This window comes from Curtobacterium sp. MMLR14_002, from assembly GCF_001864975.1.
In the GTDB taxonomy this organism is placed as follows: Bacteria; Actinomycetota; Actinomycetes; order Actinomycetales; family Microbacteriaceae; genus Curtobacterium; species Curtobacterium flaccumfaciens.
The window spans coordinates 35,134-60,291 of sequence record NZ_MJGT01000059.1 but is presented as its reverse complement, the minus strand read 5'-3'; the positions used below and the strand labels follow the sequence as shown (position 1 = coordinate 60,291).

The window sequence follows — 25,158 nt, the reverse complement described above, 5'->3', positions numbered from 1 at the left end:
TTCTTCCTCACCACGTGGACGGGTAGAGCTTCGCCTCGGACGCGGAGGGGGCTACTCGGTACTTCTCGAGCACCTGGGACATGAGTGTGCGGAACGCCGGAGCCGCTCCGCTGGACCACTTGTTGGTCTGCGGCTTCGTGAACGTCACCGTGACAACATACTGGGGGTCTTCGGCGGGTGCCATTCCGGCCACCGACGTGATGCGCTGACCGCCGTAGCCCTGCGACCCCTCGGCCACCTCGGCGGTGCCGGTCTTCGCGGCGATGTTGTAGCCGGAGATCGGCTTCATGCCCACCAGCGTGCCACCCGTGACGACGCTCTGCAGCATGCCGGTGACCTGCGTGGCGGCGGCTGCGGAGACGACCCGCTGCTTCTGCACGTCGGGCGCGTCGATCGTCTTGCCGTCGGCCGTGGTGCAGCCCTTGACGAAGTGCAGCGGGATCCGGACACCGTCGTTCGCGATCGTCTGGAACACGCTCGCGACCTGCACGGCCGTCGTCGAGATGCCCTGACCGAACATCGAGTTGATGTTCGTCTGCTGGTCCCAGTTCGGGCTCGTGCCGTAGTCCATCGAGGGCTGGCCCGGGTAGTCGATGGCCGTCTCCGGCTCGAACAGCCCGAACTTCTTCATGTAGTCGAAGCGCTGCTGGGCGGTCAGCCGTGCACCGAGCTCGGTGATGCCGACGTTCGACGAGTTCTGCAGGATGCCGGTCAGCGTGAGGTTCTCGGTGGGGTGGAACTCCGAGTCGTGGATCGTGCCGCCCCAGGGGAACGTGCGCGAGTACGGCACGACCGCCTGGTCGGTGGGGTTCGACTTGCCCTGGTCGAGCAGCGCGGCGGCGATGGCGGCCTTGATCGTGGAGCCCGGCTCGTACGACGCCGTCAGGGCACGGGAACCGAAGGCACCCTTGTCGGTCGTGGCGTCGACGTCGTTCGGGTCCACCGTCGGGTAGTCGGCGACCGCGAGCAACTCACCCGTCTTGACGCTCGTGACCGTCGCCGTCGCGGACTCCGCCTGCAGGGTCTTGGCGGCGGACGCGATGGTCTGCTGCGCCATGTACTGCAGGTCGCTGTCGATCGTGGTCTCGAGCGTGCCGCCGTCCTTGGCCTTCTTCGTGGTCACGGTGCTGCCCGGGAGCTGCACGCCGTCCTCGCCGCGCTCGTACGTCTCCGACCCGTTCGTGCCCGCCAGGCACTGGTTGTAGGAGTACTCCAGGCCGGCCTGAGCACCGTCGGTGCCCATGAAGCCGGTGAGGTTGCCCGTGGTCGCACCAGTCGGGTACACCCGCGCCGCCTGCGGCTCCGGGTACAGCCAGGGGATCCCGAGTGCCCGCACGGCCTCGTAGTGCTGCACGTCGAGGCCCTTGACCAGGTAGGCGAAGTCGGACTTCGGGTTCGCGGCGATGTTCTTCCGCATGGTCGCGACGTCGCCCCCGGAGGCCTTCGCCAGCGCGCTGAGGGCGGTGCCGACGCTGACCTCCTTGATGCGGGTGCCACCGAGCTTGCCCTTGAACTGCTTGACCAGGCGCGGTGAGGTCGTGATGTTGTACCGGGTGACGCTGTCGGCGAGTTCGGTGCCGTTGCGGTCCACGATCGACCCCCGGGTGCCGTAGATCGTCACGGGGATGCTGCGCTTCTGGGCCGACGCCTTGTTCAGCTCGGACGCCTGGACGACCTGGATGTCGACGAGCCGCACCACGAACACCCCGACGAGGGCGATCACGGCGAGCATCACGATGCTGTAGCGCAGGCGTCGGTTGCGGATCGTCTTCGTCACGCGGTGCGGTCCTTCCCGGGCGGTGCTGAGGGTGCGGCGGACCCGCCGGTCACCGGGTGGAGGGCGCCTGGAGCGGGTTCGCGTCGGACTCTACGGACGACTTCGCCGTCCCCTGGTCCGACGCGCTGGCGCCGCTCGTCTTCTCAGACGTGGCGGTGCTGTCGGTCGATCCCGTGGTGCCCGTGGTGCCCGACGACTCCTTCGTGCTCGACGTGCCCGACGTGTCCGTCGTGCTCGTCGTGCCCGTCTCCTTGCTGGTGGAGGTGTCCCCCGGCTTCGTGGCCAGCGGGACGTCGTTCAGCAGCGAGTTCGGCACCTGGTTCTCGGTGGACGCCGTGGCCTCGTCGGGCTTCGCCGGCGTCGGCGTGCCGTACACCCGACCGGTCTTCGGGTCGAGGTACACGGGCGTCGAGTTGGCGATCATGCCGAGCGACTGCGCGTTGCGGGCCAGGTTCTGCGGCGAGTCGAGGACCCGGAGCTGCTCGGACAGCGACTGCTGCGTGCGGGACAGGTTCGTCTGCTCGGCCGACAGCGAGTTGAGCGTGTAGGCGCCCTGGCTGAGCACCATGCTGATGCCGAGCTGGGCCAGCAGCAGGATGCCGAGCGCGGCGACGGCCACCACGGCGTACCCGATGCGGGGCCGTGCCCGGCGCTGGGCCGCGGTCGGGGTGACCTCGACCAGTTCGGGGCGGTGCTGACGGTCGGGGCGCGGGGCCCGCGACGGGACGACCGCAGGGTCGACGAGTGCGAGGTTCGTGCTCATGTCAGTTCCGGATCCGCTCGGCCGCGCGCAGGCGCACGGGGGTTGCTCGGGGGTTGGCGGCGCGTTCGGCCTCGTCGGCCAGCTCGGCGCCCTTGACGATCAGGGAGAAGGTCGGGGCGTGCTCGGGCAGCTCCACCGGCAGGCCGGCGGGGGCGCTCGACTTCGTGCGCTCCACCAGGGCCCGCTTGACGATGCGGTCCTCGAGGGACTGGTACGACTCGACGACGATCCGGCCGCCGACCGCGATGGCGTCGAGCGCCGCCGGGATCGCCCGCTCGAGCACGCTGAGTTCGGCGTTGACCTCGATGCGGAGTGCCTGGAAGACGCGCTTGGCCGGGTGCCCCTGACGCTGGATGGCGACCGGGGTCGCGTCGTGCAGCACCTGGACCAGGTCACCGGACATCTCGAACGGCTTCGTCGCCCGCCGCTCGACGATCGCTCGGGCGTAGCGGCCGGCGAGCTTCTCCTCGCCGTAGCGCTGGAAGATGCGGCGGAGTTCGCCCTCGTCGTAGGTGGCCAGGACGTCGGCGGCGGTCTGCCCCTCGGTCCGGTCCATGCGCATGTCGAGCGGGGCGTCCTGGCTGTACGCGAACCCGCGCTCGGCCCGGTCGAGCTGCAGCGAGCTCACGCCGAGGTCGAACAGCACGCCGTCGACCTTCGTGAAGCCCTCGCCCTCGATCGCGTCGACGATGCCGTCGTACACGGTGTGCACGAGGCGGACGCGGTCGCCGAAGCGGGCCAGGCGCTCCCCCGCGATGCCGAGTGCGTCGGTGTCGCGGTCGAGTCCGATGAGCGTCAGCTCCGGGAACCGCTCGAGCAGGCCCTCGGAGTGGCCGCCCATGCCGAGCGTGGCGTCGACGACGACCTTGCCCGGTCCTTCGAGCGTCGGCGTGAAGAGGTCGACGATGCGCTGGAGCATCACCGGCGTGTGCGGGAAGCGTGGCGTCTCGTTGTCGTTGTCGGCCATGTGCAGCCCCTCGTCTCCTGGGCCGTGGGTCCGGATCCCCATCCATGCGACCTGACACCGGGGAAGTGGCGTCAGGGCTTCACGGCTGGGAGTCCCGATCCGCGGATCAGAAGATCCCCGGGATCACCTCCTCGTCGTTGTCGGCGAATGCCTCTTCGGCTTCGGCGTAGTAGGCCTCCCACGCGGGGGTGGACCAGATCTCGGCACGGTCACCGCTGCCGATGACCGTGAGGTCCCGCTCGAGCCCCGCGTACTCGCGGAGGTTCTGCGGGATCGTCACGCGGTTCTGCTTGTCGGGCTGTTCGGCGCTGGCCCCCGAGAGGAACAGACGCATGTAGTCCCTGGTGCGCTTCGACGTCATCGGGGCGGTCCGGATGCGCTCGTGGAGTTCCTCGAACGTCCGGGCACTGAAGACCACGACGCAGCGTTCCTGGCCGCGGGTCATCACGAGCCCGCCGGACAGTTCGTCCCGGAACTTGGCGGGGAGGATCACGCGACCCTTCTCGTCGAGCTTCGGGGCATGAGTACCGAGCAGCACGTCGGGCCTCCCCTCCGCTCCACCGGACCGTTGCGAGCCCCACTTTACTCCACTCCCCTCCCCTCAACCAGGAATCCGCTCCCTTTTCCGCCCGCGACACCCCTACTGGGGGCATCGAAGCCGGAATGCACCACCCGGGGATGACCGCGGATGCCCGGATCCATGCGGTTCGCGCGGGCCGGAGCAGGCGTGGAGGAAAGTGGAGGACTTTCGCAGCCGGTGGAGCACCCCGGGGCGCGCCGCGGGCTCACAACGGCGAATGGTCACGAACTGTCGCTCGCGCAGCCCCCTGCCGACAGTTCCTGCACCCTCGGCATCCACCGCGCGGCATGTCGTGACCACTCGCGCACGCACCGGCGGCGGTCCACCTCGGCCTCCCCGGCCTCCCCGGCCTCCCCGGCCTGGAGGCCCGTGCCACCTCCGCCGCGGCGCTCACGCGGGCGCACGGTCGGCTCCACCACGCCCGGCCGCCGGTCAGCGCACCGTCACGACGTGCCGCCGCCGCGACACCGAGCGGGCACGAACTGTCGCTCGCGCGGCCCCCAGTCGACAGTTCCTGCACCCTCGGCGTCCACCGCGCGGCATGTCGTGACCACTCGCGCACGCGCCCGCGGCGGTCCACCCCGGCCTCCCCGGCCTGGAGGCCCGCCCCACCACCACCGCGAAGCTCACGCGGGCGCACGGTCGGCTCCACCACGCCCGGCCGCCGGTCAGCGCGTGGTCAGGACGTGCCGCCGCCACGACGCCGAGTGGTCACGAACTGTCGCTCGCGCAGCCCCCAGCCGACAGTTCGTGCGACCTCGGCGGCCACCGCGCAGCATGTCGTGACCACTCGCGCACGCACCGGCGGCGATCCACCCCGGCCTCCCCGGCCTGGAGGCCCGCCCCACCACCACCGCGAAGCTCACGCGGGCGCACGGTCGGCTCCACCACGCCCGGCCGCCGGTCAGCGCGTGGTCAGGACGTGCCGCCGCCACGACGCCGAGCGGGCACGAACCGTCGCTCGCGCGGCCCCCAGCCGACAGTTCCTGCACCCTCGGCATCCACCGCGCGGCTTGTCGTGACCACACGCACGCAGACCGGCGGCGGTCCACCCCGGCCTCCCCGGCCTGGAGGCCCGCCCCACCACCGCCTCGGCGCTCACGCGGGCGCACGGTCGGCTCCACCACGCCCGGCCGCCGGTCAGCGCGTGGTCACGACGTGCCGCCGCCACGACGCCGAGTGGTCACGAACTGTCGCTCGCGCTGCCCCCAGCCGACAGTTCCTGCGACCTCGGCGGCCACCGCGCGGCATGTCGTGACCACTCGCGCACGCGCCCGCGGCGGTCCACCCCACCCACAGGCCCCCGGAAACACGAAACGGGGCCGACCCGACGGCCGACCCCGTGGAGGAGTGTGGAGAGAGTCCTGGCGACCCCGTCAGCTACTGACTCTGGTCGTTGCGCTTGTCCCAGCGCTCGTTCATCCGGTCCATGAAGGACCCGCCACCACCGGCGGACGGACGCGCCGACCCACCGGACGCGGGCTTGCCCGGCCGAGCGGTCTTCGCCTTCGGGGCACGCATGCCCGGGCGCAGCGCGAACAGGACACCGGCGAGCATCACGACGAAGCCGAGGATGCCGAGCAGCGGCGCCTTGATCACCAGGCCGACGATGACGATGGCGACCCCGGCGAGTGCACCGAGGACACCGAGCGTGATGGCTGTGTACGTCGGACGACCCTGTCGACGTGTGACACGAGCCACGAAATCGGAATCGTTCTGGTAGAGGCTGCGCTCCATCTCTTCGAGAAGGCGCTGCTCCTGTTCCGAGAGCGGCATCTTGGTTCCCTCTGTTCCTGGGATCGACGCGGGGTTGAAAAACGCGGGTTGAGTGGACCGATTCTATGCCTCGACCACTCCACTAGGGTAGGGATCGTGGCTGAGAGTACGCGATTAGTGGACCTCGTATCGGCGCGTATCGACCGGGCACTCGACGAGCAGCGTGAACGGCTCCTCGCGATCAGCCCCGACCTCGCGCCGTTCGACCGGTACGCCCGGGACCTGTTGTCCGGCGGCAAGCGCTTCCGGGCGCTGTTCTGCTACTGGGGATGGCAGTCGGTGGCGGGCCGTTCGGGCTCGTTCGACCCGCTGGCCGAGGGGTCCCGGCAGACCACCGCCGAGGCCGTCGTCACGGTCGCCGCAGCGCTCGAGGTCTTCCACGCCGCAGCCCTGGTGCACGACGACATCATGGACCGCTCGGACACCCGTCGTGGGCGTCCGGCCGCGCACCGCCGCTTCGAGTCCCTGCACGAGGAGTCCGGCTTCGTCGGCGACCGCGGGCAGTACGGCACCAACTCCGCGCTGCTCCTCGGCGACCTGCTGCTCTCGCTGAGCGACTCGGTCTTCGACGAGGGCCTCGCGCTCCTCGACCCGGTGCGGGCGCGCATCGTCCGCCAGGAGTTCCACGCGATGCGCCTCGACGTCACGGCGGGGCAGTACCTCGACGTGCACGAGGAGACCGCCTGGCCCGTCATCGACGAGTCCGAACACCTGCTCCGCGCCCAGCGCGTCATCGTCTTCAAGTCGGCGAAGTACTCGATCGAAGCCCCGCTGGTCATCGGCGCCCTGGTCGCCGGCGCGAGCGACTCCCAGCTCGAGGGCCTCCGCGCCTTCGGACTCCCCCTCGGCGTGGCGTACCAGCTCCGCGACGACATGCTCGGGGTCTTCGGTGACCCCGAGGTCACCGGCAAGCCGGCCGGCGACGACCTGCGCGAGGGCAAGCGCACCGTCCTCATCGCCTCGGCGCGCAAGACGCTGGCGAGCGGCCCGCGGCAGCTCCTGGACGAGCTCCTCGGCGACCCCGACCTCGACGAGGAGCAGGTGCAGATGCTCCGCGCGACGCTCACCGAGTCCGGTGCCGTGGCCGCCGTGGAGCGGTCGATCGAGCGGCACGTCCAGCGCGCCAAGGCGGCACTGGATGCCTCGCCGCTGACACCGTCGGCACGCGAGCAGCTCGCGTCGCTGGCCGACACGGTCAGCCGCCGGTCGTCCTAGACGCACCCCCAAGACAGACGGGAGGCCCGGTGCCAGCTGGCACCGGGCCTCCTGTCTGTCCGGAACGCGTCTAGAGCAGCGACTGGGCGATGCGACGCACCTCGGCCTTGCGACCGGCGCGCAGCGCCGCGATCGGCGTGGTGCCCATCGCGTCGTCGACGGTGAGCATCCAGCGCACCGCCTCGTCGTCGGTGAAGCCGTTGTCGCCGAGCACGATCAGCGTGCCGCGGAGTTCGGGCATGGGCTCGCCGTCCTCCAGGAACTCGACGGGCACGCGCAGCACACCGCCGACGCGGGCTGCGAGCAGGGTCTTCTGCTCGAAGAGTCGGTGGATCCGTCCGGGGCTGGTGCTGAACATGTCCACCAGCTCGGGGACGGTCAGCCAGCGTTCGGAGAGGGACAGGTCGTCGACGGGTGCGGCACTCACACGCCCATGGTGCCAGAGTGACCGCCGGAGTGAATGCGCCTCGTTCGTCACATTCGTCACATCCACCCCATCTGACTCTCTGGTTGACTTGGGAATCAGGCCATGCCAGCGTTGTGGCACCTGTGAGTGCGCGCATGCGTGCGCACGGCTCAGTCGAGATCAGGAGAAACCCGTGGACCACGCTGCAGACGAAGTCGCCCGGCGCGCACGATCCGCCCGCTTCGCCACCATGCCCATCGTCCTCGCGGGCACCATCGCCGTGACCGCAGGCCTCACCGGCCCGGTCGCGCACGCCGAGCCCCGGCACGACGACGCCGACGCGAACCACAAGCGCCACGTCGACCAGGACCGCGCCGTGACCGACCGCCCGGTGTTCGGCACCGCCGTCGCCCGGCCGTCGCAGACCGTCGTGCGGACCGTCGCCGCGACCACGAAGGCCCCCACCACATACACCGTCCACCACGGCGACACGGTCTCGGGCATCGCCGCCCGCTTCGGCCTGTCGGCGCAGGAGATCCTCGTGCGCAACGGCCTCGGCTGGAACACGATCATCCACCCCGGGCAGACCCTCCACCTGGCGTCGACGCCCGCCGTCACCACCGCCGCGGTGCGGACCTCCGGGTCGACCGGCGGGTCCGGCTCGGACACCTCGAGCTACCACGTGAAGCACGGCGACACCGCCTCCGGCATCGCGTCCCGCGTCGGCGTGTCGACCACGGCGCTCCTCAGCGCGAACAATCTGTCGCAGCGCAGCGTCATCTACCCCGGCCAGACGCTGCGGGTGCCGCACGGCACGTCGTCGACGCCGTCGGTCTCCACCGCCTCGGCCCCGTCGACCAAGTCGAGCGTGCAGATCAGCGCCGGCGACACCGTGGCCTCGATCGCCGCCGCGCACCACGTCTCGGTCAAGTCGCTCCTGTCGGCGAACGGCCTGTCGTACACGAGCACGATCTACGCCGGCAAGACGCTCGTCATCCCGTCGTCGAACGCCACCGCCGCGCCCGCGGTCGCCGCGAGTGCAGCGGTCAGCGGCGCCGTCGGCCTGAGCGCCGAGCAGCGCCAGAACGCGGCGACCATCGTCGCCGTGGGTCGATCGCTCGGAGTCCCGGACCGCGGCATCGTCGTGGCCCTCGCCGCCGCGATGCAGGAGTCGAGTCTCCGGAACCTGCCGCACGGCGACCGCGACTCGGTCGGCCTGTTCCAGCAGCGGCCGAGCCAGGGTTGGGGCAGCGCGCTGACGCTGCAGGACCCGGCGCACGCCACCGCGCTGTTCTTCGGCGGGCGGGACAACCCGAACGCCGGCAAGACCCGCGGGCTGCTCGACGTGCCCGGCTGGTCCTCGATGAGCATCACCGACGCGGCCCAGGCCGTGCAGCTCTCCGCCTACCCGAAGGCCTACGCCACCTGGGCGAGCGCCGCCGAGGGCTGGCTGGCGACCCTCTGAGCCTCATCCGGAAGATCGAGATTGGGTCACGGCCGGTGCGCCGGTGCGTCCGAGTGCGGTCACGATTCGTAGAATGCCGCCGATGACCACCAACGCCGCCACGGACCCGATGATCGGTCGCATGATCGATCAGCGGTACCGCGTCCGCTCCCGCATCGCGCGCGGGGGCATGGCGACCGTCTACCTCGCGACCGACGTGCGCCTCGAGCGACGCGTCGCGATCAAGATCATGCACGGGCACCTGGCCGACGACCAGGCCTTCCGTGAGCGCTTCATCCAGGAGGCCCGTTCGGCCGCCCGGCTGTCGCACCCGAACCTGGTGGGCGTCTACGACCAGGGCGCCGAGGGCGAGATCGCCTACATCGTCATGGAGTACATCCCCGGCATCACGCTGCGGGACCTGCTGCAGGAGCACCACGCCCTGACGCCCGAGCAGGCGACGGACATCTTGCGCGCCGTGCTGGCCGGCCTCGCCTCGGCCCACCGCGCCGGGATCGTGCACCGCGACCTGAAGCCCGAGAACGTCCTGCTCGCCGACGACGGCCGCATCAAGCTCGGCGACTTCGGCCTGGCCCGCGCCACGACCGCGAACACGGCGACGGGCGCGGCACTGCTCGGCACGATCGCCTACCTGTCCCCCGAGCTCGTGACCCGCGGTGCCGCCGACTCGCGCAGCGACATCTACGCGCTCGGCATCATGCTCTACGAGATGCTCACCGGCGAGCAGCCCTACAAGGGCGAGCAGCCGATGCAGATCGCCTACCAGCACGCCAACGACTCCGTGCCGGCACCGAGTGCCGCCGTGTCCGGGGTGCCGCCGGAGCTCGACGAGCTGGTCGCCTGGTCGACCGCACGCGACCCCGAGGACCGCCCCCGCGACGCCCGCGAGATGCTCGACCACATGTCGGGCAACCAGCAGCGTGCGACCGGCCAGTACCGCACGGCCGTGCTCCGCCCCGAGAACGGGACCGCGATCCTGCCCTCCGGTGGCGCCGGCACGCTCGGTGCCGCAGCGGCCGCCGCCTCGGTGGGGGCTGCAGGAGCCGCAGGAGCGGACGAGACCGCCATCATCGACCGGTCCGGCGACCGGGACACCGGCGACCGCGGTCGAGCGCCCGCCCGTGCCCGCGGCAACGCTCCGGGTCCCCGTCGCACTGGGGCACAGCCGGGCGTGCTCTCCCCCGCCGGACAGCGGCTCGCCGACCAGTCGGCGAAGCGTCGGAAGCGCGGCTGGATCCTGCTGTCCGTGGTCGTCGTGCTCGCGCTGATCGGAGCCGGCTTCGGCTGGTACTTCGGCCCGGGGCCGGGTGGCAACGTGCGGATCCCGGAAGTCACGGGCAAGTCGGTCTCGCAGGCCCGGCAGCTGCTCGAAGCACAGGGCCTGCAGGCGGCGTCGAAGACCGGGACACGGTTCGACGCCGTCGTCGCGAAGGGGCGGGTCTCCACGACGAAGCCGGCCGCGGAGCGCGAGGTGCAGAAGGGCACGGCGGTGCAGATCGTCGTGTCGAACGGCCCCCGGATGATCCCGCTGCCGGCGATCGTCGGGCAGCCGCTCTCCACCGTGACGGCCGCGCTCGACGACGACTTCGAGCTGCAGGACGACCGGTACGAGTTCTCCGCCGATGCCCCGAAGGACACCGTGGTCGCGGCGACCGGTCGGGCGTCCGGCGGCAAGGCCCTCGACCTCACGACGGTGCAGGCCTACGGCGAGACCGGGCCGGTCACCCTGACCGTCTCGCTCGGGCCGGTTCCCGACGTGGTCGGCAAGACGGTCGACGAGGCCTCCGCCGCACTCGACGAGGTCGGCCTGATCCTCGGCGCCCGCACCGAGGAGTACAGCGACACCGTGCCCTCGGGCCAGATCGTCTCCGCCGCCGTGCAGGACTCCCCCGCCGTGCGCGGGTCGGCGGTGGACGTCGTCGTGTCGAAGGGGCCGACGCCGATCACCGTGCCGGACCTCGGAGCGGAGCGGCCCACGATCAACGAGGCGACGAAGACCCTCGAGGACCTCGGCCTCAAGGTGTCCGTGCCCGACTGCACGAACATCCTCTGCGGCTTCTACGACTGGAAGTCGAAGTTGCCCGTCACCGGCACCGATCCGGGCGCCGGCGCCACCGTCTACCGCGGCGACACGATCACCCTGTCCTACGACCAGTAGGTGCGGACACCGCACCCTCGGCCCTGGACGCGACCCCAGGACGGACGGGAGGCCCGTGGCGGCGCAGTCACGGGCCTCCCGTCCGACACGCGAAAGCGACAGAACCCCGCGAACATGCCGCGGGGTTCTGTCGCTTCGGCGAAACGGTTCGTGCGTTACGAGCGGTCGGGCTGGTGCGCGCCGAGTTCCTCGGCCACCAGGAAGGCGAGCTCGAGGGACTGCATGTGGTTGAGGCGCGGGTCGCACAGCGACTCGTAGCGGGTCGCGAGGGTGGCCTCGTCGATGTGCTCCGAGCCGCCGAGGCACTCGGTGACGTCGTCACCGGTGAGCTCGACGTGCATGCCACCCGGGTACGTGCCGACCTGGCGGTGCGCCTCGAAGAAGCCGAGGACCTCGTCCACGACGTCGTCGAACCGGCGGGTCTTGTAGCCCGTCGGCGTGGTCAGGCCGTTGCCGTGCATCGGGTCGGTGACCCACAGCGGGTTGGCGTCCATGCCCTTGATCGCCTCGAGCAGCTTGGGCAGCTCGTCGCGGATCTTGCCCGCGCCCATCCGCGTGATGAAGGTCAGGCGACCCGGCTCACGGTTCGGGTCGAGCTTGTCGACGAGCGCCTTCATGTCGTCGACGCTCGTCGTCGGGCCGAGCTTCACGCCGATCGGGTTGCGCACCCGCGACAGGAAGTCCACGTGGGCGCCGTCGAGGTCGCGCGTGCGCTCACCGATCCAGATGAAGTGCCCGGACGTGTCGTACGCCAGGCCGGAGCGCGAGTCGATGCGGGTCATCGGGCGCTCGTAGTCCATCAGCAGCCCCTCGTGCGAGGCGTAGAACTCGACGTGCTTGAGCGCCTCGAAGTCGGCACCGCAGGCGTCCATGAAGCGGATCGCGCGGTCGATCTCCTTGGCCAGGTGCTCGTAGCGGGCGTTCGCGGGGTTCGAGGCGAAGCCCTTGTTCCACGAGTGCACCTGGCGCAGGTCGGCGAAGCCCCCCTGGGTGAAGGCACGGACGAGGTTCAGCGTCGAAGCGGCGGTGTGGTACCCCTGCACCAGGCGGCGCGGGTCGGCCGTCCGGCTCTCCGGCGTGAAGTCGTAGCCGTTCACGATGTCGCCGCGGTAGGCGGGCAGCGTGACGTCACCGCGGGTCTCGAAGTCGCTCGAGCGGGGCTTGGCGAACTGCCCGGCCATGCGCCCCATCTTGATGACGGGCATCGAGGCGCCGTAGGTCAGCACGACGGCCATCTGCAGGATCGTCTTGACCCGGTCGCGGATGGAGTCGGCGGTGGCACCGGCGAAGGTCTCGGCGCAGTCACCGCCCTGCAGCAGGAACGCCTTGCCCTGGGCGGCGGCGGCGAGCCGCTCACGCAGCTTGTCGACCTCGCCCGCGAACACGAGCGGCGGGAGCGTGGCGATCTCGGCCGAGGCGGCCTCGGCCGCGGCTGCGTCCGGCCAGGTCGGCTGCTGCTTGATCGGGAGCGTCCGCCAATAGTCGAGCCCCTCGATGACGTCCGGATCCTGCAGGGCGACGAAGTCGGTCGACTCGGGCAAGGGCGTTACCTCGGTGTTCTGTGCGGGCGGCCCGACGACGCGCTACCGGCACCGGGCCGCGCGTCGTCGATGGGCGTCCTGGCGGGGTGCCGGGACCATCAGAGCCTAACGTGCAGGCGTCGACTTCCGTTCCCGCATGACGGCCTCGCGCGCGGAGCTCGCCCGCTCCTTCACGCTGGTCGCGTAGACGTCCACGTACTCCTGACGGCTCAGGCCGGCGAGCTCGTGCATGACCTCGTCCGTGACGCTGCGCAGGATGAAGCGGTCGGTCTCGAACCCCTGGAACCGCGAGAAGTCGAGCGGCTTGCCGAACACGACCCCGACGCGCTTGATCTTCGGGAAGCGCTGCCCGATCTGCTGCACCTCGCGCGTGCCGACCATGGCCACGGGGACGACGAGCACGCGCCCCTCGAGGATCATCCGGGCGATGCCGGTGCGGCCGCGGTAGAGCTTGCCGTCGGGACTGCGGGTGCCCTCGGGGTAGATGCCGAGCTGCTCACCGCGCGCCAGGACCTGCAGGCCGGTGCGGAGCGATGCCTCGGACGCCTTGCCGCCGGAGCGGTCGATCGGCAGCTGGCCGATGGCGTTGAAGAACGTCTTCGTCGCCCAGCCCTTCAGGCCACGGCCGGTGAAGTAGTCGCTCTTCGCCAGGAACGAGAGCCGACGATCGAGCACCGCCGGCAAGATCACCGAGTCGATGAACGAGATGTGGTTCGACGCGAAGATGACCGGGCCCGAGGTCGGGACGTGCTCACGCCCGACCACCCACGGCCGGAACAGGGTGAGGATGAGCGGGCCGAGCACGAAGTTCTTCAGCAGCCAGTAGGTCATCGACGACTCCAGGTGGTGAGAAGGTCCGGGTGGTGCACGGCCCGGGGGTGGGCGGTCGTTCGTGTGTGCGCGCGTGTGTGCGTGTGTGCGCGCCGACCCTACGCCGTGCGGGCGTGGATGCGGGCGAGGTCGGCGGCACCGACGACGCCGGCGTCGTTGACGAGTTCGGCGATCACGAAGTCCGGCTCAGGGTGGTACCCGCGGGCCGGCAGGTTGTTGAGGTACGCCTGCTTGATCGGGTCGAGCAGCCGGTCCCCCGCGCTGGCGACGCCGCCGCCGAACACGAAGAGCTGCGGGTCGAGCACCGCGGACAGCGACGCGCACGCCTCGCCGAGGTGCCGACCGAGCCGACGGAGGGCCGCGAGGGCACCCGGGTCGTCGGCCAGGATCAGGTCGCCGACGATCTTGCCGTCGAGCTGGCCACCGTTGTCGGCGCGGGCGTCGGCCAGGGCCGAACCGATGCCACCGGCGTCGGCGACGTCGTTCGCCATGCGCTGCAGGGCGCGACCCGAGCCGTACTGCTCGATGCAGCCTCGGGCACCGCAGCCGCAGGGCAGCCCGTTCGGGACGATGCGCAGGTGACCGATCTCGCCGCCGGTGCCGAAGCCCCCGCGGAACAGGCGGTCCTCGGTCACGATGGCCCCACCGACGCCCGTGCCGATGGTCAGCATGGTCATGTCGGACACGAGTCGACCGGCGCCGAACCGGAACTCGGCCCAGCCGGCGGCGTTCGCGTCGTTGTCCACCGTGATGTGCAGGTCGCCGAGGCGCTGCTGCAGCTTCTGCCGGAGCGGTTCGTTCCGCCACCGGATGTTCGGCGTGTAGTAGACGATCGACTGCGAGGCGTCGATGAACCCGGGGGCAGCGACCCCCACGGCGCCGACCTGGTGGAGCGAGCTGAGTCGCTCGACCATCGAGACGACGTCGTCGAGCATGGCGTTCGGGTCCGCAGCGTTGGTGGCCACGCGGTCCTCGGCGACGATCTCGCCCAGTTCCGTCACGACCGCACCCGCGATCTTGGTGCCCCCGATGTCGATTCCGATGGCGTGCACGAGCAACGAGCCTACCGGTTCGCCGCGAAGTCACGGAACGCCCGGTGACGCGTCCTATGCTGGCGGTGTCGCCTCGGTGTTGAGGCGCACTCGAGTCGAACCGGCAGACAAGGGAGTCACCGTGAACGATCAGCGTCCTGCACGCAGCAGCGCCTCCACCGACACGTCCACCGCTGGCAGCGCCGCCACCGGGACCACGCGGTCGGCCGGGAGGCACGCCACACCGCCCAGCGCCGGTCCGCTCGCCCCGGACCACGGCTCGGCAGCGCGGCTCCTCGGCGACCGCGTCCGCCTGACGCCCGACCGTCCGATCCTCGCCCAGCGCCACGGCGACACCTGGACCACCTTCACCGCTGCGGAGACGCTCGCCCGGGTGCGCGGCATCGCGAAGGGCTTCGTCGCCGCCGGGCTCGAACCGGGCGCGCACGTCGCGATCCTGTCCCGCACCCGTCTGGAGTGGACCCTGGTCGACTTCGCCGTGTGGACAGCCGGCCTGGTGTCCGTGCCCGTGTACGAGACGAGTTCCCCCGACCAGGTGCGCTGGATCCTGTCCGACTCGGAGTCGGTCGCGATCATCGTGGAGCAAGAGGAACACGCGCGCCGCGTCGCCTCCATCGCACCCGACCTGCCGTCCCTGGGCCAGCACTGGACGATCGACGGCGGCGGCCTCGACGACCTGACCCGGCTCGGCGAGGACGTCACCGACGACGAACTCGACGCCCGGACCGCGAACGTGCACGGCCACGACGACGCCACGATCATCTACACCTCGGGCAGCACCGGTCGACCGAAGGGCTGCGTCCTGCGGCACGACAACTTCACCGCCACGGTGGAGGGCGCGAGCGAAGCCATGCCCGAGGTCGTCGCCGACGGCGCCTCGACGCTCCTGTTCATCCCGCTCGCCCACGTCTTCGCCCGGTTCATCGCCGCGATGTCGGTGTCCGCCGGCGTCCTCGTCGGCCACGAGCCGGACACCAAGGACCTGATGCGGGCGGTGTCGACCTTCAAGCCGACGTTCCTGCTCGCGGTCCCCCGGGTGTTCGAGAAGATCTACAACTCAGCCGAGCAGAAGGCCGACCTCGGCGGCAAGGGCAGGATCTTCCGCGCGGCGGCCGACACCGCGGTCGCCCACTCCGAGGCCCTCGCAGCCGGCAGGGTGCCGTTCCTGCTCGGGCTGAAGTTCAAGCTGTTCGACCGGCTCGTGTACGCCAAGCTCCGCGACGCCCTCGGCGGCCGGGTCGAGTACGCCGTCAGCGGTTCGGCACCCCTCTCGCCGCGGCTCTCGCACTTCTTCCGCTCGATCGGGGTGCTCATCCTCGAGGGCTACGGCCTGACGGAGACCACCGCCCCCGCCACCGTCAACCGTGCCCGGGAACTCCGCATCGGGACGGTCGGGCGCGCGCTGCCCGGCATCGAGGTCCGGATCGCCGACGACGGCGAGATCCTGATCCGCGGCGTCGACGTCTTCGACCGGTACTGGCGGAACGACGAGGCGACCGAGCACGCCTTCGCCGACGGCTGGTTCCGCACCGGCGACCTCGGCCGGATCGACACCGACGGAGTCCTCACGGTCACCGGACGCGCCAAGGAGCTCATCGTCACCGCGAGCGGCAAGAACGTCGCGCCGGCGCCGCTCGAGGACGGCATCCGCGAGCACCCGCTCATCGGCCAGGTCGTGGTCGTCGGCGAGGGCAAGCCGTTCGTCGCAGCACTCGTGACGCTCGACCGCGAGATGCTCCCCGGCTGGTGCGAGTCCCGCGGGATCACCCCGGCGCTGAGCGGGCACGAGGCCGCCTACGACGAGCGTGTGCTCTCCGCCGTCCAGGAGGCCATCGACGCCGCCAACGGCCGGGTCTCCCGCGCCGAGTCGGTCCGGTCGTTCACGATCCTCGACACGGACCTGACCGAGGCCTCCGGGCACCTCACGCCGAAGCTCACGATCAAGCGGTCGGTGATCCTCAAGGACTTCGCCGCGGACATCGACCACATCTACTCCGGGTCGAAGGTGCAGACGACGGCGACCCCGGTGATCGAGGGCCGGCGCCGCAACCGCGCGTAGCGCCGGCCGGGCGTACCGGGTCGAATCGGGCCGGCTCTTTCGACCAGGTACGCCCGATTGCGTCAGGTGCGCATGGTCGTGGACGCGACGACCTGGAGGCCCGGCGCCGGGCCGCCGGACTGGCACCGGGCCTCCAGGCGGTCGCCGCTCGTGCGGGCTGGCAGCTTTCGGGCGTACCTGGTCGTTTCGGGCGTACCGGGTCGTTTCTCCCGACCAGGTACACCCGATTCCGCCAGGTACACGCGCGGCCGCCCCGCTGAGCGACCAGCCCCGGGCGTACCAGGTCGATTCGGGCGTACCAGGTCGATTCGGGCGTACCAGGTCGTTCCGGGCGTACCAGGTCGTTCCGGGCGTACCGGGTCGGTTCTTCCGACCAGGTACGCCCGATTCCGCCAGGTACGCGCGCGGCCGCCCCACTGAGCGACCAGCCCCGGGCGTACCAGGTCGATTCGGGCGTACCGGTCGATTCGGGCGTACCAGCTCGTTCCGGGCGTACCAGGTCGTTCCGGGCGTACCGGGTCGATTCTTCTCACCAGGTGCGCCCGATTCCGCCAGGTACGCGCGCGGCCGCCCCGCTGAGCGACCAGCTTCGGGCGTACCTGGTCGTTTCGGGCGTACCTGGTCGATTCGGGCGTACCGGGTCGATTCTTTCGACCAGGTACGCCCGATTCCGCCAGGTACGCGCGGGTGTGGACGCAACGGCCTGGAGGCCCGGATCACGTCTGTCGGACGTGATCCGGGCCTCCAGGCCGTTCAGCGGGCGCCGGGGGCGCCTGCGGGGCTCAGGCCTCCTGCGACTGCTCCGTCGCGGGGGCGTCGAGGACGGCGGTCGAACCGGTCGTGACGGTGGTCTCGGCTGGTCGACGGTTGGTGCGGGTGCGGTGCGAGCTGAGCTCGTCGTTCTGACTGGTCATGCGGGAGTCCTGGGGGGATGGGATGGTCGTCGGTGGGAGGCCGACAGCAGCACGGTACCCCCTCGTCAGGACAAAGCGACAATCCCCCGTGGGGGTGTCACACCACTGTTCACAGCCGGCGAACGCGGGACTGTGCAAGCGCTCAGTGGAACCAGTCCTGCGCACGGATGTCGCGCAGCGCCTGACGGCGGACCTCGGGGTCGAGGGTCATCACGTAGACGGTGCCGTCGAGGTGGTCGCACTCGTGCTGGAGCGCCTCGGCCATCAGGCCGGTGCCCTCGAGGACGACCTCGTCGCCGTCGACGTCGACGCCGCGCACCTTCGCGTACGGGGAGCGACGCGTCGGGTAGCCGAGCCCCGGGACGGAGAGGCAGCCTTCTTCCATGAGCTCGGGCTCGCCGGAGACCTCGACGATCTCGGGGTTGAGGACGTAGCCGACCTCACCGTCCACGTTGTACGAGAACGCACGGAGTCCGACGCCGATCTGGGGCGCGGCCACCCCGGCACGTCCGGGTTCCTTGACGGTGTCGATGAGGTCCTGCACGAGGTCACGGACCCCGGCGCTCCCGAGCAGTTCGGGGCGGATCGGGTCGGCCGGCGAGCGGAGGACGGGGTCGCCGAACAGGCGGATGGGACGAACGGTCAATTTACTGCAGCACCACCAGGAGGTCGCCGGCGTCCACCTGCTGGGTCACCGGGATCGCGAGTCGGCCGACGGTGCCCGACACGGGCGCCGTGATGGCCGCTTCCATCTTCATCGCCTCGATGCTCGCCACCGGCGTACCGGCCTCGACGACGTCACCGACGGCGACCTTGAGCGTCACCACGCCGGAGAACGGCGCGGCCACGTGCTTGGGGTCGGACGCATCGGCCTTCTCGGCCGCCTTCGTCTCGACCTCGACCGAACGGTCGCGGACGGCGACCGGGCGGAGCTGCCCGTTCATCGTCGCCATGACCGTGCGGATGCCCTTGGCGTCCACCTCGCCGATCGCCTCGAGCCCGACGAACAGGTCGACGCCCTTGCCGAGCGGGACGCTGTGCTCCTGCCCGGGGCGCAGCCCGTACAGGTAGTCGACGGTCGGCACGACGGACAGGTCGCCGTACTGCTCCCGCACGCGCTGGAACTGCTGCGTCGGCTGCGGGAAGAGCAGGCGGTTGAGCGCCTGCTGGCGCTCCGGCCCGGGGGTCTCGAGGTGCGCGCGTTCGTCAGCGGGCACCGGGGTGATCTCGAGTCGGACGTCGCGCCCGGCCAGGACCTTCGAGCGGAACGGCTCGGGCCAGCCGCCGGGCAGGTCGCCCAGTTCGCCGGCCATGAACCCGACCACGGAGTCCGGGATGTCGTACTTGTCGGGGTTCTGCTCGAAGTCGACCGGGTCGGCACCGACCGCGGCGAGCTGCAGCGCGAGGTCGCCGACGACCTTCGACGACGGCGTGACCTTCGTGGGGCGTCCGAGGATCCGGTTCGCCTCGGCGTACCAGTCCTCGACCTGCTCGAACCGGTCACCGAGGCCGAGGGCGATCGCCTGCTGCCGGAGGTTCGACAGCTGACCGCCGGGGATCTCGTGCTTGTAGACACGCCCGGTCGGACCGGCGAGCCCGGACTCGAACGGGGCGTACACGCGACGGACCGACTCCCAGTACGGCTCGAGGTCACCGACGGCGTCGAGAGACAGACCGGTGTCGCGCTCGGTGTGGGCCAGCGCGGCGACCAGGGCGGACATGCTCGGCTGGCTGGTCGTGCCGGCCATGGGTGCTGCGGCCACGTCGACGGCGTCCGCCCCGGCGCGCGAGGCGGCGAGCAGGGTCGCGAGCTGGCCGCCAGCGGTGTCGTGGGTGTGCACGTGCACGGGCTGGTCGAAGCGCTCGCGCAGCGCGGAGACGAGCTTCTCGGCCGCACCGGCGCGGAGGAGCCCGGCCATGTCCTTGATGCCGATGACGTGCGCGCCGGCGTCGACCATCTGCTCCGCCAGGCGGAGGTAGTAGTCGAGCGTGTAGAGGTCCTCCGCGGGGTCAAGGAGGTCGGCGGTGTAGCAGAGCGCCGCCTCGGCGACGGCCGTGCCGGTCGCGAGCACGGCCTCCAGGGCGGGACGCAGCTGGCTGACGTCGTTCAGCGCGTCGAACACGCGGAAGACGTCGACGCCGGACCGAGCGGCCTCGTCGACGAAGGCGTCGGTGACCTCGGTCGGGTACGGCGTGTACCCGACCGTGTTGCGGCCGCGCAGCAGCATCTGGATCGGGATGTTCGGCATCGCTTCGCGCAGCGAGGACAGGCGCTCCCAGGGGTCTTCACCGAGGAACCGGAGTGCCACGTCGTACGTGGCACCTCCCCAGGCCTCGACGCTGAGCAGCTGCGGGGTGAGCCGCGCGACGTGCGGCGCGACGGCGACGAGGTCCTTCGTGCGGACCCGTGTGGCGAGGAGCGACTGGTGGGCGTCGCGCATCGTCGTCTCGGTCACCGCGAGGGCCGTCTGGGCGCGCAGGGCCTTCGACCACTCGGCCGGCCCCATGGCCAGCAGGCGGTCGCGCTGTCCCTCGGGCACCGGCGCCGTCAGGTCGGTGGCCGGGAGCTTGTCGGCCGGGTCGGTGACGAGCGGCGACCGCTCCCCGTTCGGCTTGTTCACCGTGACGTCGGCGAGCCAGGTGAGCACCTTCGTGCCGCGATCCTTCGAGACGTGGCCGCCGAAGAGCTGCGGGCGTTCCTCGATGAACTTCGTCGAGACGTCGCCGCGGGCGAAGTCCGGGTCCTCGAGCACGGCCTGCAGGAACGGGATGTTCGTGCTGACGCCGCGGATGCGGAACTCGGCGAGGGCGCGCTTGGCACGGGACACCGCCGCCGGGAAGTCCCGACCGCGGCACGTCATCTTCGCGAGCATCGAGTCGAAGTGCGGACTGATCTGCGCGCCGGTGGCGACCGTGCCGCCGTCGAGCCGGACGCCGGCGCCGCCGGGGCTGCGGTAGGTGCTGATCCGGCCGGTGTCCGGACGGAAGCCCTGCGTCGGGTCCTCGGTCGTGATGCGGGTCTGCAGCGCGGCGCCGTGCACGGCGACGGTGTCCTGCGACAGGCCGAGGTCGGCGAGGGTTCCCCCCGCCGCGATGCGCATCTGCGACTGCACCAGGTCGACGTCGGTGACCTCTTCGGTGACCGTGTGCTCGACCTGGATGCGCGGGTTCATCTCGATGAAGACGTGCTGCCCCTCGCGCTCGCCCTCGGTGTCGAGCAGGAACTCCACGGTGCCGGCGTTCACGTACCCGATCGACCGGGCGAAGGCCACGGCGTCACGGTGCAGTGCCTGCGCGATCGCGGGGTCGAGGTTCGGCGCCGGCGCGATCTCGACGACCTTCTGGTTGCGCCGCTGCACCGAGCAGTCCCGTTCGAACAGGTGGATCGTGCCCGCGTCGGTGCCGGTCGCGTCGGCGAGGATCTGCACCTCGATGTGGCGCGGACGGATGACGGCCTGCTCGAGGAACATCGTCGGGTCGCCGAACGCACTGTCGGCCTCGCGCATGGCGGCTTCGAGGGCGTCGCGCAGCTCGGGCTTCGTCTCCACCCGGCGCATGCCACGTCCACCACCACCGGCGACGGCCTTGGCGAAGACCGGGAACCCGATCGCGTCGGCGCCGGCGATCAGTTCGTCGATGTCGCGGCTCGCCGGGGTGCTCGCGAGGACCGGGACGCCGGCCGCGATCGCGTGCTCCTTCGCGGTGACCTTGTTGCCGGCCATCTCGAGCACGTGCTCGCCCGGACCGATGAAGGTGATGCCGTTCGCGGCTGCTGCCGCGGCGAGCTCGGGGTTCTCGGACAGGAACCCGTACCCCGGGTAGATCGCGTCGGCCCCCGACTCGCGGGCGACGCGGATGATCTCGGAGACGTCCAGGTACGCCCGGACCGGGTGGCCCCGCTCCCCGATCAGGTAGGCCTCGTCGGCCTTGAGACGGTGCAGGGAGTTCCGGTCTTCGTACGGGTAGACGGCCACCGTACGGGCCCCCAACTCGTAGGCGGCACGGAACGCGCGGATGGCGATCTCGCCACGGTTCGCAACGAGGATCTTCGTGAACACGACGTCCCTTTCAGCCCGGGTTGAGGTGAGACAACCCTAGTGGCGGTAACGTTGCTCAACGTGCATGTACTCAGCGTGAGCTCCCTCAAGGGTGGTGTCGGCAAGACGACGGTGACGCTCGGCCTGACCTCGGCCGCGTTCGCCAAGGGACTGCGCACGCTGGTGGTGGATCTGGACCCGCAGTCCGACGTCTCCACGGGCCTCGACATCAACCTCGCCGGCCACCTCAACGTCGCCGACGTCCTCGAGAACCCGAAGGAGAAGATCGTCCGTCAGGCGATCGCCCCCTCGGGCTGGACGAAGGGGTCGCAGGGCAAGATCGACGTCATGGTCGGGTCGCCCTCCGCCATCAACTTCGACGGGCCGCACCCGTCGATCCGCGACATCTGGAAGCTCGAAGAGGCCCTGGCCAACGTCGAGCAGGACTACGAGCTCGTCCTCATCGACTGTGCGCCGTCGCTGAACGCCCTGACCCGCACCGCGTGGGCCGCGTCCGACCGTGTCACCGTCGTCACCGAGCCCGGCCTGTTCTCCGTCGCCGCCGCCGACCGTGCGCTGCGCGCCATCGAGGAGATCCGCCGCGGACTCTCCCCGCGCCTGCAGCCCCTCGGCATCATCGTGAACCGTGCCCGGGTGCAGTCGCTCGAGCACCAGTTCCGCATCAAGGAACTCCGCGACATGTTCGGCCCGCTCGTGCTCTCCCCGCAACTGCCGGAGCGCACGTCGCTGCAGCAGGCGCAGGGTGCCGCGAAGCCGCTGCACGTCTGGCCCGGCGAGTCCGCGCAGGAGATGGCGAAGAACTTCGACCAGCTGCTCGAGCGCATCATGCGCACCGGCAAGATCGGTCCGTACGCCGAGGGTGGCGCCGCGTAGGTCGGTGCTCGCGCGGTCGCGTGACATGCCGCTCACGTCCGGCGAGGTGTCACGAACCGTCGGTCGGCAGCGTCGCAGCCGACAGTTCGTGACACCTCGGCGACGCGCACACGACGGTTCGTGACCGCGCGTCGACTGCCGGGAGGCCCACCCCGGCCCCGGCAGACACGCCCGGCCCCTGCTCGGCCAGCGGCTACAACACACCGCTCACGTCCGCCGAGCGGTCACCAACTGTCGGCAGGCAGCGTCGCAGCCGACACTTCGTGACCCCTCGGCGACGCGCACACGGCGGTTCGTGACCACGCGCCGACTGCCGGGAGGCCCGCCCCGGCCCCGACAGACACGCCCGACCCCGGCTCGCCCAGGGGCCACAACACACCGCTCACGTCCGGCGAGGGGTCACCAACTGTCGGCCGGCAGCGTCGCAGCCGACAGTTCGTGACCCCTCGGCGACGCGCACACGACGGTTCATGACCACGCGCCGACTGCCGGGAGGCCCACCCCGGCCCCGACAGACACACCCGACCCCGGCTCGCCCAGCGGTCACAACACACCGCTCACGTCCGACGAGCGGTCACCAACTGTCGGCAGGCAGCGTCGCAGCCGACAGTTCGTGACCCCTCGGCGACGCGCACACGACGGTTCGCGACCGCTCGCCCGGAACCCGAAAGGTCAGGAAGCGCGGGAAGCGCGACGAGCGGCGAGCTCGTCGGAGGGGTCGGCCGCCGCGGTGGCGTCGAGCTCGACCAGGGAGCTCTCGACCTCGCGCAGGACCTTGCCGACCGCGATGCCGAAGACACCCTGGCCGCGGGACACGAGGTCGATGACCTCGTCGTCGGAGGTGCACAGGTACACCGAGGCGCCGTCGGACATCAGCGTGGTCTGCGCCAGGTCGGAGACGCCGGACTCCCGGAGCTGGTTGACCGCGGTGCGGATCTGCTGCAGCGAGATGCCGGTGTCGAGCAGGCGCTTCACGAGCTTGAGCACGAGGATGTCGCGGAACCCGTACAGGCGCTGCGATCCGGAGCCGGCGGCCCCGCGGATCGTCGGCTGCACGAGTTCGGTGCGGGCCCAGTAGTCGAGCTGTCGGTACGAGATGCCGGCTGCCCGTGCGGCGACGGTGCCGCGGTAGCCGTTCTGCTCGTCGTGCTCGGGCAGACCATCGGTGAAGAGCAGCCCGAGGTCGTACCGGGTCACATCAGACTCGGTGCCAGGGGTGTCGTTCCCACTCATGAGCTTGCCTTCCACGACGATCGAGCTCCCACCCGAAGCTTCAACGACGGGTTGAGAGTTGTTCCGAGGTCCACGGTAGCGACTCCGACCGCTCCCGCGCGGGACATCCGACCCGGCGCGTCCGGCGTGTCGAGGATACGCCTCGGCCACTGACACACAAGCCCTGTCGGAGCACCGGACGGCGTCATGCGTCGAGACGACCGATGGCCTGGCGGATGAGGTTCGACCGGATGATCTCGAGGTGCCCGGCGATCTCACGCGCGAGCTCCGTGGCCTTCGCGCGAGAGGTCGCGTCGCCCCGGCGGGAGACCGGCATGAGGGCGGACTCGATGAGACCGACCTCGCGCTCGGCGGTGCTGCGCAGCGTGCGGAGGTGTCGCGGCTCGATACCCGTGCGCTGCAGTTCGACCAGGGCCTTCAGCACGGAGACGCCGTCGTCACCGTAGGTGTCGGTGGCCGGGAGCAGCGAAGCCGAGACCGCATCGGCGAGGAGCATCGGGGAGGCTCCGGCTGCCCGGACCGTCTCGTCGCGGGTGTATCGGCGTTCACGACCGAGGATCGACGGCTTCGGCGCGTCGCCTCCGCCAGGCAGGACGGGTTCGCGTCCGGCATCGAGGTCGGCGAGGTACTCCTTGATGACCTTGAGCGGCAGGTAGTGGTCACGCTGCAGTCCGAGGATCACCCGGAGCCGCTCGAGGTCGGCAGCGGAGAACTTGCGGTACCCACTGGCCGTGCGGATCGGGGTGACGAGCTCGCGCTCTTCGAGGAACCGCAGCTTGGAGCTCGACAGGTCCGGGAACTCGGGCTTGAGGCGAGCGAGGACCTGCCCGATGGTGAGCAGGTCCGGTGCCGCGGACCCCGCCCGGGCCGCAGCGGACCGTGCGGCCACTACGCGTTCGCCAGGCGCGCCAGGTCGACCCGAGATGCGTAGAACGTCAGGCGGAACTTGCCGACCTGGACCTCGGCCCCGTCGGTGAGCAGCGCTTCGTCGATGCGGACACCGTCGAAGTACGTGCCGTTCAGCGAACCGTTGTCCTTGACGCTGAAGCTCGTGCCGTGGCGCAGGAACTGCGCGTGCTTGCGCGACACGGTGACGTCGTCGAGGAAGATGTCGGCGTCGGGGTGTCGACCGGCCGTCGTGACGTCGGAGTCGAGGAGGAACCGCGCACCCACGTTGGGGCCGCGACGGACCACGAGCAACGCCGACCCGGAGGGCAGTGCGTTGACGGCTTCACGTTCTTCGGTCGAGACACCGGACTCGGCGGTGAGCGCCGCGCCCATGTCCATGCTGAAGGTCAGCGTGGTGTCGACCAGCCGCTGCTCCGGGGTCTTCTGACCGCCCGGCTGCGGGACCACTGGATCTGGCATCGGTGGACCTCCTCCTCTTGGCCCACCAGCGTATCGGAAACGACGGCCCGAGCGGCAGCCCCGATCTGGGACTGTGGAGGGACTTCCGCGATCCGCGAACGCACGAGCCGCGTCAGCGACCC

General features: G+C 70.8%; 20 protein-coding genes. 5 read left to right on the top strand and 15 right to left on the bottom strand.

Going from position 1 to position 25,158, the window contains the following annotated elements; genetic code table 11:
• Positions 1-7: 7 nt before the first annotated feature.
• From BIU91_RS10600 to BIU91_RS10580, 5 genes are all read right to left on the bottom strand, one after another.
• Positions 8-1,777, bottom strand: a complete 1,770-nt coding sequence (locus BIU91_RS10600) for a penicillin-binding protein 2 (protein WP_084741064.1) — start codon at positions 1,775-1,777, stop codon at positions 8-10.
• Between the two features lie 49 nt (positions 1,778-1,826).
• A complete protein-coding gene (locus tag BIU91_RS10595; RefSeq protein WP_071405413.1) occupies positions 1,827-2,540 on the bottom strand; it encodes a hypothetical protein in 714 nt (237 codons plus the stop codon).
• Position 2,541: 1 nt separating this feature from the next.
• On the bottom strand, positions 2,542-3,507 hold the full coding sequence (gene rsmH / locus BIU91_RS10590; protein WP_071405412.1) for a 16S rRNA (cytosine(1402)-N(4))-methyltransferase RsmH: 966 nt from the start codon (positions 3,505-3,507) through the stop codon (positions 2,542-2,544).
• Between the two features lie 106 nt (positions 3,508-3,613).
• Entirely contained in the window at positions 3,614-4,045 is a 432-nt protein-coding gene (mraZ, locus tag BIU91_RS10585) for a division/cell wall cluster transcriptional repressor MraZ (protein ID WP_017886616.1), read from the bottom strand.
• A gap of 1,422 nt (positions 4,046-5,467) precedes the next feature.
• Positions 5,468-5,863 (bottom strand): DUF3040 domain-containing protein, encoded by a 396-nt coding sequence (locus tag BIU91_RS10580; protein ID WP_071405411.1) that lies wholly within the window; start codon positions 5,861-5,863, stop codon positions 5,468-5,470.
• A 117-nt stretch (positions 5,864-5,980) separates the two neighbouring features.
• On the opposite strand from BIU91_RS10580, the gene BIU91_RS10575 reads away from it, so the two are divergent.
• Complete coding sequence (locus BIU91_RS10575; protein ID WP_239001502.1) at positions 5,981-7,078, top strand: polyprenyl synthetase family protein; 1,098 nt, start codon at positions 5,981-5,983, stop codon at positions 7,076-7,078.
• A gap of 70 nt (positions 7,079-7,148) precedes the next feature.
• Here the strand turns inward: BIU91_RS10575 and BIU91_RS10570 are convergent, their stop codons facing one another.
• The gene (locus BIU91_RS10570; RefSeq protein ID WP_171907813.1) at positions 7,149-7,505 is read right to left on the bottom strand and encodes an Rv2175c family DNA-binding protein; all 357 of its coding nucleotides are present in this window, start codon (positions 7,503-7,505) and stop codon (positions 7,149-7,151) included.
• Positions 7,506-7,677: 172 nt separating this feature from the next.
• Here BIU91_RS10570 and BIU91_RS10565 point away from each other — a divergent pair, with 172 nt between their 5' ends.
• Together BIU91_RS10565 and pknB are read left to right on the top strand one after the other, a co-directional pair.
• Positions 7,678-8,949: a LysM peptidoglycan-binding domain-containing protein gene (locus tag BIU91_RS10565; RefSeq protein WP_253183733.1), complete on the top strand. Its 1,272-nt coding sequence runs from the start codon at positions 7,678-7,680 to the stop codon at positions 8,947-8,949.
• 82 nt (positions 8,950-9,031) lie between these two features.
• Entirely contained in the window at positions 9,032-11,107 is a 2,076-nt protein-coding gene (gene pknB, locus BIU91_RS18170; RefSeq protein WP_084741085.1) for a Stk1 family PASTA domain-containing Ser/Thr kinase, read from the top strand.
• Between the two features lie 155 nt (positions 11,108-11,262).
• Here the strand turns inward: pknB and BIU91_RS10555 are convergent, their stop codons facing one another.
• The 3 genes from BIU91_RS10555 to BIU91_RS10545 form a co-directional block, all read right to left on the bottom strand.
• Positions 11,263-12,648 carry a class II 3-deoxy-7-phosphoheptulonate synthase gene (locus BIU91_RS10555; protein ID WP_071405409.1) on the bottom strand — a complete coding sequence of 462 codons (1,386 nt, stop codon included), beginning with the start codon at positions 12,646-12,648 and terminating at the stop codon, positions 11,263-11,265.
• A gap of 105 nt (positions 12,649-12,753) precedes the next feature.
• A complete protein-coding gene (locus tag BIU91_RS10550) occupies positions 12,754-13,479 on the bottom strand; it encodes a lysophospholipid acyltransferase family protein (RefSeq protein WP_071405408.1) in 726 nt (241 codons plus the stop codon).
• Positions 13,480-13,577: 98 nt separating this feature from the next.
• The gene (locus BIU91_RS10545) at positions 13,578-14,531 is read right to left on the bottom strand and encodes an ROK family glucokinase (RefSeq protein WP_017886608.1); all 954 of its coding nucleotides are present in this window, start codon (positions 14,529-14,531) and stop codon (positions 13,578-13,580) included.
• Between the two features lie 121 nt (positions 14,532-14,652).
• On the opposite strand from BIU91_RS10545, the gene BIU91_RS10540 reads away from it, so the two are divergent.
• On the top strand, positions 14,653-16,590 hold the full coding sequence (locus BIU91_RS10540; protein WP_071405407.1) for a long-chain fatty acid--CoA ligase: 1,938 nt from the start codon (positions 14,653-14,655) through the stop codon (positions 16,588-16,590).
• A gap of 782 nt (positions 16,591-17,372) precedes the next feature.
• On the opposite strand, the gene BIU91_RS19465 is transcribed toward BIU91_RS10540, so the two are convergent.
• The 3 genes from BIU91_RS19465 to BIU91_RS10530 all read right to left on the bottom strand — a co-directional run bounded on the left by BIU91_RS19465 (position 17,373) and on the right by BIU91_RS10530 (position 21,562).
• Positions 17,373-17,504: a hypothetical protein gene (locus BIU91_RS19465; RefSeq protein WP_258366694.1), complete on the bottom strand. Its 132-nt coding sequence runs from the start codon at positions 17,502-17,504 to the stop codon at positions 17,373-17,375.
• A gap of 142 nt (positions 17,505-17,646) precedes the next feature.
• Entirely contained in the window at positions 17,647-18,150 is a 504-nt protein-coding gene (locus tag BIU91_RS10535) for a peptide deformylase (protein ID WP_071405406.1), read from the bottom strand.
• A 1-nt stretch (position 18,151) separates the two neighbouring features.
• On the bottom strand, positions 18,152-21,562 hold the full coding sequence (locus BIU91_RS10530) for a pyruvate carboxylase (protein WP_071405405.1): 3,411 nt from the start codon (positions 21,560-21,562) through the stop codon (positions 18,152-18,154).
• A 60-nt stretch (positions 21,563-21,622) separates the two neighbouring features.
• Here BIU91_RS10530 and BIU91_RS10525 point away from each other — a divergent pair, with 60 nt between their 5' ends.
• Entirely contained in the window at positions 21,623-22,435 is an 813-nt protein-coding gene (locus BIU91_RS10525; protein ID WP_027465232.1) for a ParA family protein, read from the top strand.
• A gap of 672 nt (positions 22,436-23,107) precedes the next feature.
• Here BIU91_RS10525 and BIU91_RS10520 read toward each other — a convergent pair.
• The 3 genes from BIU91_RS10520 to BIU91_RS10510 form a co-directional block, all read right to left on the bottom strand.
• Positions 23,108-23,668: a MerR family transcriptional regulator gene (locus tag BIU91_RS10520; RefSeq protein WP_027465231.1), complete on the bottom strand. Its 561-nt coding sequence runs from the start codon at positions 23,666-23,668 to the stop codon at positions 23,108-23,110.
• 184 nt (positions 23,669-23,852) lie between these two features.
• Complete coding sequence (locus BIU91_RS10515; RefSeq protein ID WP_027465230.1) at positions 23,853-24,557, bottom strand: MerR family transcriptional regulator; 705 nt, start codon at positions 24,555-24,557, stop codon at positions 23,853-23,855.
• Positions 24,557-25,036 carry an FHA domain-containing protein gene (locus BIU91_RS10510; protein ID WP_051596676.1) on the bottom strand — a complete coding sequence of 160 codons (480 nt, stop codon included), beginning with the start codon at positions 25,034-25,036 and terminating at the stop codon, positions 24,557-24,559. Before BIU91_RS10510 ends, BIU91_RS10515 begins: the two co-directional genes overlap by 1 nt.
• Between the last annotated feature and the right edge of the window lie 122 nt (positions 25,037-25,158).